This is a genomic window from Rhodococcus sp. (in: high G+C Gram-positive bacteria) (assembly GCF_049286785.1).
Lineage (GTDB): Bacteria > Actinomycetota > Actinomycetes > Mycobacteriales > Mycobacteriaceae > Rhodococcus_F.
The window spans coordinates 1-8,110 of record NZ_JBAQEO010000652.1 but is presented as its reverse complement, the minus strand read 5'-3'; the positions used below and the strand labels follow the sequence as shown (position 1 = coordinate 8,110).

Here is an 8,110-nt window from a genome sequence, read left to right as displayed (position 1 = left end):
TGTAGGTTCCATGGCTCGGTGTCACTTCTCTGAATCTTTGACCTGCGGGTTCTCAATGTCGTGTCAGTGCTTGATTCTCATTAACTTGTCGGAATGCTCAGCTGGTCGCATCCCGTTAGCGGATGGTCTACTCGACTCTCGAGTCGGTGAGAGTTGACGGATGACAGATCCGATCGTTCTGATGAGACCGGTCGACCAAGCGGATGTTGACGGCCCGTCCGGTTATCTCTGGTTGGCGGCCGCCGGAGTGATGTCGACCAGTGAGGTGTAGGCCACCACGTTGGATAGGTAGCTACGGGCGTGCGGGTCGAATTCCCCTCCACAGGTGACAAGTTGGAGAGTTTGGTCGCCGTGTGAGCCGTAGACCTGCTCGGCGGGGAACTCTGTCTTCGGATATGTCTCCACCTTGGTAACGGAGAAATGGGCGACGTTGCCGTCTGTCAAGCTCACCTCGACCGAGTCTCCCGCGCTCAGATTCTTCAATCGGTGGAACACCGCCGGCCCCTCGTGTGAGTCGACATGCCCCAGGATCACCGCCGAACCCAGTTGCCCCGGAGCCGGACCGAACTTGTACCAACCCGGCCTGTCGAAATCGGCGGGCACCTCCACTGTTTCGTCGGAATTGAGGCCGAGCGTGATGAGGGATTCATCCACCCCCAGCGCAGGGATCCGCAGTGCCACCGGCGCCGGACCGGACATCCCCTCAGAGGGTGCCGGCACGGTATCGGTCACCGTTGGCGGTGTCAGCTGCGGATCAGTCGAATCCTGGTAACTACGCAGGGCGAGGAAAGCCGTCGCGACCAGCAACAGGACGGCCGCCAACACCCACCAGCGTTTCGCCCTGCCCATCGCCCCCTCGGTACCTGGCACCTCAGGGCCCGGGACGGACTCAGACCCGTCGGCGTTCGGGTCGCTCATCGTTGCCTCCCGCACAGTCGGGCGGCCTGGCCGGCCGCTATGCCCGATCCGACTAGGGCCAGTCCTCCGAGCGAATAGAGCAGCGTGTCGTCACCGGAGGGCGGAATGATGCCACCGGCCCCTGTTTCCGGGGCCCCCTTGGGAATGATGTACCCGTTTCCGCCGGGGCCGCCCTTGCCGCCCCCGCCGGGCCCACCCTGACCGGGTCCGCCTTGCTCGCCGGGTCCACCTTGCTCGCCGGGTCCACCTTGCTCGCCGGGTCCACCCTGGTCACCAGGCCCACCCTGGTCGCCGGGTCCACCCTGGTCACCAGGCCCACCGGGCGGAGCAGGGGGTGCCGGAGGAGCAGGGGGTGCCGGGGGTGCCGGAGGTCCTGGAGGAGCAGGGGGTCCTGGAGGAGCAGGGGGTGCAGGGGGTCCTGGAGGAGCAGGCGGTCCGGGAACGCCGGGAATACCCGGGACTCCGGGAACACCCGGGATTCCTCCGCCGGGCGGGATGGGAATCGGGATGGGAATCGGGATGGGAATCGGAACCACGGGACCGTTGGTGACGGTGGTGGTGGTAATCGGCGGCGGCGTGGTGGTCGTCGTGGTCGGCGGTGCCGTCGTGGTGGTCGTCGTTGTGGTCGGTGGCGGCGTCGTCGTGGACGTCGGCGGCGGCGTGACGCAGTTGGGCCGGGTGATGACGTTGGTGTCGAGGCTGACTTGGCCGTTGCGGGCCAGTATGCGCCCGTTCACGGTGGTGCCGGTCTGCACCGAGATCGAGGTCAACGCCATGATGGTTCCGACGAAGGTGGTGTTGGTGCCCAGAGTCGCCGAGCTACCCACCTGCCAGAACACGTTGCACGGCGAAGCCCCGTTGATCAGGGCGACCGTGCTGTTCGACGCGGTGATCAACGTGGATCCCGCCTGGAAGATGAACACCGCGTTGGGATCTCCCTGCGCATCCAAGGTGACGGTGCCGGTCAATCCCATCGGCCCAGCCGTGTTGTAGGTGCCGTCGACCAGAGTCAGGCCACCGAGGTCGGGGGGCGCCGCGGCGGTGGCCGGCCGGCCGGCCGCATCGTTGTAGGCCGTCGTCAGGTCGGATTGAGCCTGGAGCGCAACAGCATCGGCAACGTGCTGCGTGCCGTTGATCACTACTCCCGGCGGAAACCCTGTCACCGCGCTTCCTGGGCTGACCCCCAGGTCCCCGGAAACGGTCGTAGGGCCGGTGTTGGTGACTGTGGTGCCGGCCAATACCGCGAAGGAGGCGGCTGTCCCCAAACCGACTGGAGGATGAGCCGCGGACGCGACACCACCGGAGATCATCAGAGCCGTGGTGGTCGCGATGGCCGCTACCCCGACAAACCAGCGACGCGGTGAACACGCCCAACGCGAATTGTGGATCGATGTCACGAATTTTCCCCTCACCGTGGAGCAGTAGACGAAAGGAATACTTCGCAAACCCGCCGGTATGTGTCAACGACCGGGGCGGCGTGTCGATTAATTGAATAATTGTCGCCGAAAAGGCGCACGTGCGCTCCGGGGGAATTTTGCTGATTGAGAACCTATCGGTAGAGAGGGCGGGTGTTCCGACGCCGGTACCCCGCAAATGATCGCTTTTGTAAGGACGGAGAGCGCGCATCCGAGGAGGAGCCCGGCTTCGTCCAGCCTGACACAGTGCACTCCACGCAATTGGTCGGACGTACAGTAAGTTTCGGTCTGGTCGGATGTACAGCAAGTTTCGATCTGGTTGGACGTCCAGTAAGTAATTGTAATATTGCTACCAAGCTATGTTGCATGGAATTTCCATACCGGCGGTATGATAACTGGTGCGAAATACTCATCGGGACCGTGACTATCCGTTTTTGTTCCAGGCATTGCGTATCCCGAATTCGGTTGATTTTTTGGTAACAACTTATATTGCTTTCACGCCTGCTATCTTTCTGCCCGAAGGCTTCGGTTCCGGTCCATTACGGTCGCCACTGTAGGCAACAGAATTTCCGATACTCCGCGTAACCCGCAACATGCGCCCCTACAAACCCGGTTCCCAAAGGGGCACCGCGAAGGGTGCGGCACCGAGGCCGACCTCGCCGACAGCTACCTCATCGGTTCGTCAAGGAGATGGAAATGTCCAACGAGCACTCCATGGGAGCATCCGACATCGCGTTGCAGATCGCGACGCCCGATGGCGATAACAGTTCGCTCGTACCGAGGACTGCAACCGAGTTCACCACACCGTCCGTGGATGCGACGAACTCCCGGCAGTTCTCCGCCCGCGTGGACTCGGAGTTGCTGCGGCAGGTGAAGATCGAAGTAGCTACCCGGGGGACCACTTTGCAGGCGGCAACGGCCGAAGCATTCAGACTGTGGCTGTCCTCGCGACCGGGGACAACCGCTTCAGGCGTGCCGGCGGACAGATAGTTCCGTAAGCGAACCCTGACCGGCGCGTTCCGGAAGCGGCCCCGTGATCGGAAGCTCGTGACCTGCTGGTGTCCCGTAGAGGTGGTCCGGTGATCATTTCCGCAGCGGGGCGTCAAGTGGCACTGGTCGGCTTCAGACTTGGTGCCGTGTCGGTGGTCGGGAGTCCGGGTGGGCGCCGAGGGTGACGAGGGTGTCGATGCCGAGTTTGTTGGCGGCGGAATCGCAGAAGGCCTCGAATCGGGTCGTCGCGGCCGTCCTGTCGTATCGGGAGGTGGGATCATCGATGTCGGTGGCCTCGGCCAGCGCGGTCAGATACCGCTGGGCCGTGCACAAGTCCTCATCGGCGTCGATTACAGTGGCGTCACTGAGGTCGTGCCGGCAGAACGGACGCACCTTCCGGTCGGCGCCCTCGCGCGGGCGCCGTTGGGGGCAGTGCCAGGGCGGGCCGTGGCTGCCGAGCCAGGTGGTGTCGGAGAAGGGCACCTGACCGCAACCGGGACATCGGGTCTGCAACCGCAGCCGGTGCCGCAGGCATATCGGAAGCAACGGGTGCGTCCATTGCCTCTGCCAGATGCAGTCCGGGTCCGCGAGACACCGTGGGCAGAATCGGGACCCACTCGAGCGGGGCCGGATCCCGCGGCGGTGCGCGAGGTAACGGCCGAGCGAGGCCTCGACCGGCCCACCACATAGTGCCGGTGACAGCGCCCGCGGCGGGAGGCCGAGACACCAGGTGATCTCCCGCGAGCACGCGACGACCTGGTCCAGAACACGGTCGACGGTGGTGGGCCGGGAAGTGAAGCCGAACTCCCGCAGCAACTGCGCCGGAGACAACTGGTACCGGGAGGCGACATGCAGCAGCCATCCGGGGATGGTCTCGCCGGGGCGGATCGGGACGGTGATCGGCCAGCGGTCGATGTCGTAGCCGCCGGGAATCTGCCGTAGCCGCGCCGCCGAAGGCGCGGGGCAGGGTGTGGGATCAGGCCGTGCGGGCGGCGGATTCACCGGCATTGTCGATGGTGGTCGCGGCGATCAACTCCGAGGTGATCGTCTCGGTGCCGGAGGCGATCGCCAGGTAGCAGACCCGGTCGATGAGGTTGGTCAGCGACGCGATCCGGCCCTGGGTGCGCCGGTGCAACACCTTCGCCTGCTCGACGAGCATCCCCTCGTGGGCGTCGGCCAACTTGATGTGCCCCTCCAACGTGCGGAGCAGGCTGATCCAGCTCCGCAGCCCCGGATCGGTATCGACCGCGAACGGGGCGACCGGGCAGCGGGTGGCACGGCGGCTGGTCTGCGCGTAGGCGGCCTGTTCCCCGAGCTGTCCTTCGTCGAAGAACCGTTTCTCGGCGAGCTGGACCCCGACGTAGACGAACGTCGCCGCCATCTCGTTGGCCAGGCCCTTGAGATGGTTGGACACCTCGATGCCGTTGCGGTGCCGGAAGTCCACGAAGTGCAGGTCATCGAGCACAACCAACCGCGTTTCGCAGCTGGTGACACAGTCGACGGCCAACGCCCCCAGCTTCGACGTCGACGCCCGGTCGACGGCGGGATGGCCGTAGAACCGCAGGATCTGCTGGTTCAGACCCTTCAACGTGATGCCGGCGCTGAGCGGGACGAACGCCACCGGCAACCGCTGATGCCCACCCTCGGTGACCGGGCCCTCGCGGCGGTGGACGCGGCGGTGGAAGTCGCGGGCGTACCGGGTGGCGATGGTCGTCTTCCCCAGGCCGGGTTCGGCGTCGATCACCACCGACCCGCGCAGCTTGTCCCCGTCCCGCCGCCCGGAGGCCAGGACCTGGTCGATCACCGAGTACGCGGCGGTCAGCTGGCTGGTCTTGATCGTCGGCAGGTTCGCGTTCCACACCATCCGGGCCTCGTTGTAGTCCTCCCGTTCCTCACCGCTGAGCCTGTCCATCTCGGTGCGGCTGAGGACGTCGAACGACTCGCGCGGTGCGGAGTGCACGAACGCATCCCACCCTCGTTTCCGTGAGAGTTGGTAGCGGGCGGTCCCGTTGTCCGCCAACCATCGTGCCCATCGGTTCACTCGTCGAACACCCCGAATACCTCCTCATCCGGCCGCTGCGCGTAGTACTGCTCGAACACGTCCAGATCGTCGGGAACCTCGACCGGGCTCGTCGAGCGCTGGGCCAGGTGCTCGAGCAGATCGATGACCCCGGGCAGCGACGCGTCGTCCTGCACGGATTCGCCGTCCGCCGCGGCACCGGCCGCTCCAGGGTCGAGGGCGCGTCGTTGCGCGCTGAGCCGCCGGGCCAGGCTTCGGTCGCGGCGAGTCTCGACTTCCTGACGGCTCCACGCGAGCAGCAGGTCCTGCACGGCACGGTGCGGATCGAGGTGGCGGTGCTCGCGGACGCTGACGCGTTTGGCGTAGTCGACGGCATCGGCGCTGAACGGCTGATGCAGGCACGCCCCGTGTTCCCACACCAGCTGATGCCACTGCCGGGTGTCCGGGTCCTGGAAGTGGGCGTGCCGGACGTCGTGGGAGTCGACGAAGATCGGCCACTTACCGGCGTGCACACCCCCGTACGGGGAGCGGGTGCCGCGATACAGGTTCAGCCCGGCGCCGTCGTAACGCAGACCGTCGACCTCCACCCCGTAGTGGTGGATCATCCGCCACCGCACATCGAGGAACTCGTACGCCAGGTCCGGGCTGCCCGGTAACAGCAGGCCCCCGGATTTCGCGACACCGATCTCGAACATCTCGGCCGGGCAGAACTCGGCCCGCGGGATCTCCGGCACACACAACCCGTCGTGCTGGGTGCGGTGATACACCGACCCGACCCATTCGCGGATGATCCGCTCGAGCTCGCTGAGGTAGTAGAACGCCTTGTCCTCGACGTCTTTTCCGCGGGAGTACACATCCGGGCCCTTGTAGGCGGGCAGGTGCTGGAGCAGTGCTTCGCGCAGCGTGCGGAAGAATCGTTCGACCGTCGGCTTGTCGGTGGGTTTGTGCGGGATCGCCGGCTGGATCGTGATCCCGAGCCGCGCGCATACCCCGATCACGTGATCGGACAGGTACTGCCTACCGTGATCGACCACGATGGCCTCCGGCAAACAGGCCGGGAGGTCGCCGACCCGCTGTTGGGAGAGGCCGTCGGGTTCCTCGGTACCGACGAGCAGATTCCGTGGAACCCCGTGATACGGCCACCCGTCGTCGTGCCGCTCGCGGTCGGGACTCACGCATTGGTAGAGCACGTTCGCGACGTCCTGCGATTTCGTCGACACCGGCGTCAACCGCAGTCCGAGTACGCAGCGGGTGAACAGGTCCATCGCCACCGTCAGCTCCACCCCGACCCACCGCATCGTGATCGGTTCCATCGCAAAAACATCCAGCGGCGTGGTGTCGAGCACCACGTACTCGCCGGGACGTGTGGCACGTAGCCGACCGAACACACCGGTCGGACGATCGGCTACTGAACGGCGTGCCTTGGCACTGCCGAACGCGTGCCGTCCCTTCGCCAACACCTTCAGACGCCGGTAAGCAGTGGCTTTACTGGGCAGCGGCACCGTTCCCGGGCCGAAGCTTGTCTCCAACTTCCGGGCAACCGCGTCGATGACCACTCCCATGGTCGGCGTGGATGCCTCGACGTAGTGGTCCAGCATTTGAAGACACGCTGCGTCCCACCGCGGGTCCACGCTGGCTGCATATCGGCTGCGAATGCGGGTGTCGGCCAACCCGGCGACACCCGATGCCCGGAAGCCCGCGATCCAGCGGTAGAGCGTGCGCACCGAGACATGCAGCTCCTTCGCCTTGGCCGCCAACACCGACTCCAGGTTGGTCCCGTCATCGTTGACCGCGGCGAGCGCGCTGCGGACGTGCCCGGCTCGGACGTCGAGCTCGTGGCGCTGTGACGCCGTCAGAGACGACAGCACCACCGATACGGGTTCGACGGAGTCGTCCTCATGGACCATTGCCACACCGCGAGCAGCTATTTCGGTGACCGCGACCCTTTGCAGCGACTGCCCGGACCGGAGCGTCACCTCAGTTCCATGCAGAGCGACGACCTCCCACGAGGCGCCACCGAACCAGACTTGAAACCCAGGACGGAGGTCGAGAATTTCTGTCATGAAGTCGCCCTCTCGCAGGTCAAGATAGTTCGTCCGGACAGCGGTACCGTCAGATCCGCCGTCCACGACCCCGACCACAGCTTCGCCAGCACAGCGATGCGCCCCCGCTCCCTCTTTCCGGCCGTGACCACCTCGTCGATCGTCATTCCGGTCACGCCGACCGCCTCGACGCCTGCCACTGTCGCGGTGTCGAGCGAGTCCGTTCTGCGCGCAGCGCCAATGGTCCGGATATTCGTCAATACCACCGGATCCGCGCCCGTCCACACCTCGTACGACCACCCCCGCGATGCGCATACCCGCCCAGTCCAGGCGAACACCCGCGCCACCTCGTCGCGGCGGGCGAATTCTTCCGGTTTGACGTCAACGACCGTGAACCCACCATCGGCGTGCTCGAGCAGCAGGTCGGGCCCGTGCCTACGTGTGCTCGTCCCATCCGAGCCGCACATCCACATCGGTTGCGCCGCCATCCGGATTACCTCCGGGGCGAAGTCGGCCAACCACAGCCGATCGAGCTCCAACCGACTCTCGTAAAGCACATGGTCACGATTGGTCGCTGACCAGAACCAGCCCGCGTAATGCCGTCGTCGAGGATGACTCCGCGCCCGTCGAACCGGCAGACCGCGCACCATTCGTTGCGGATCCGCGGCGGCGAAAGTCGTCGCGACAGGACCACCGTTGCCCTGCACGTACCTGACCTCGACCTC

7 protein-coding genes are annotated in these 8,110 nt (G+C 65.5%); 1 reads left to right on the top strand and 6 read right to left on the bottom strand.

Features of this window, described 5'->3' with window-relative positions:
• Window positions 1-222: 222 nt before the first annotated feature.
• Together WAW17_RS23505 and WAW17_RS23500 are read right to left on the bottom strand one after the other, a co-directional pair.
• The gene (locus WAW17_RS23505) at window positions 223-918 is read right to left on the bottom strand and encodes a class F sortase (protein WP_422335310.1); all 696 of its coding nucleotides are present in this window, start codon (window positions 916-918) and stop codon (window positions 223-225) included.
• Entirely contained in the window at window positions 915-2,228 is a 1,314-nt protein-coding gene (locus tag WAW17_RS23500) for an ice-binding family protein (protein ID WP_422335311.1), read from the bottom strand. The genes WAW17_RS23505 and WAW17_RS23500 overlap by 4 nt, the downstream gene beginning before the upstream one ends.
• A 795-nt stretch (window positions 2,229-3,023) precedes the next feature.
• Between WAW17_RS23500 and WAW17_RS23495 the strand changes: the two genes are divergently transcribed.
• On the top strand, window positions 3,024-3,323 hold the full coding sequence (locus WAW17_RS23495) for a hypothetical protein (RefSeq protein WP_422335309.1): 300 nt from the start codon (window positions 3,024-3,026) through the stop codon (window positions 3,321-3,323).
• Between the two features lie 132 nt (window positions 3,324-3,455).
• Here the strand turns inward: WAW17_RS23495 and WAW17_RS23490 are convergent, their stop codons facing one another.
• From WAW17_RS23490 to WAW17_RS23475, 4 genes are all read right to left on the bottom strand, one after another.
• Entirely contained in the window at window positions 3,456-4,325 is an 870-nt protein-coding gene (locus tag WAW17_RS23490; protein ID WP_422335308.1) for a TniQ family protein, read from the bottom strand.
• Window positions 4,300-5,364, bottom strand: coding sequence for an AAA family ATPase (locus tag WAW17_RS23485; RefSeq protein WP_422335307.1), 1,065 nt, complete (start codon window positions 5,362-5,364; stop codon window positions 4,300-4,302). The genes WAW17_RS23490 and WAW17_RS23485 overlap by 26 nt, the downstream gene beginning before the upstream one ends.
• A complete protein-coding gene (locus WAW17_RS23480; protein WP_422335306.1) occupies window positions 5,361-7,319 on the bottom strand; it encodes a helix-turn-helix domain-containing protein in 1,959 nt (652 codons plus the stop codon). Before WAW17_RS23480 ends, WAW17_RS23485 begins: the two co-directional genes overlap by 4 nt.
• Before the next feature lie 83 nt (window positions 7,320-7,402).
• Window positions 7,403-8,110, bottom strand: a 708-nt coding sequence (locus WAW17_RS23475; protein ID WP_422335305.1) for a TnsA-like heteromeric transposase endonuclease subunit, incomplete at its 5' end; no start/stop codon positions are given.

Coding starts and splice junctions, on each gene's coding strand:
- WAW17_RS23505 (WP_422335310.1), bottom strand. CDS start 918: ATGAGCGACCCGAACGCCGACGGGTCTGAGTCCGTCCCGGGCCCTGAG.
- WAW17_RS23500 (WP_422335311.1), bottom strand. CDS start 2,228: ATGATCTCCGGTGGTGTCGCGTCCGCGGCTCATCCTCCAGTCGGTTTG.
- WAW17_RS23495 (WP_422335309.1), top strand. CDS start 3,024: ATGGAAATGTCCAACGAGCACTCCATGGGAGCATCCGACATCGCGTTG.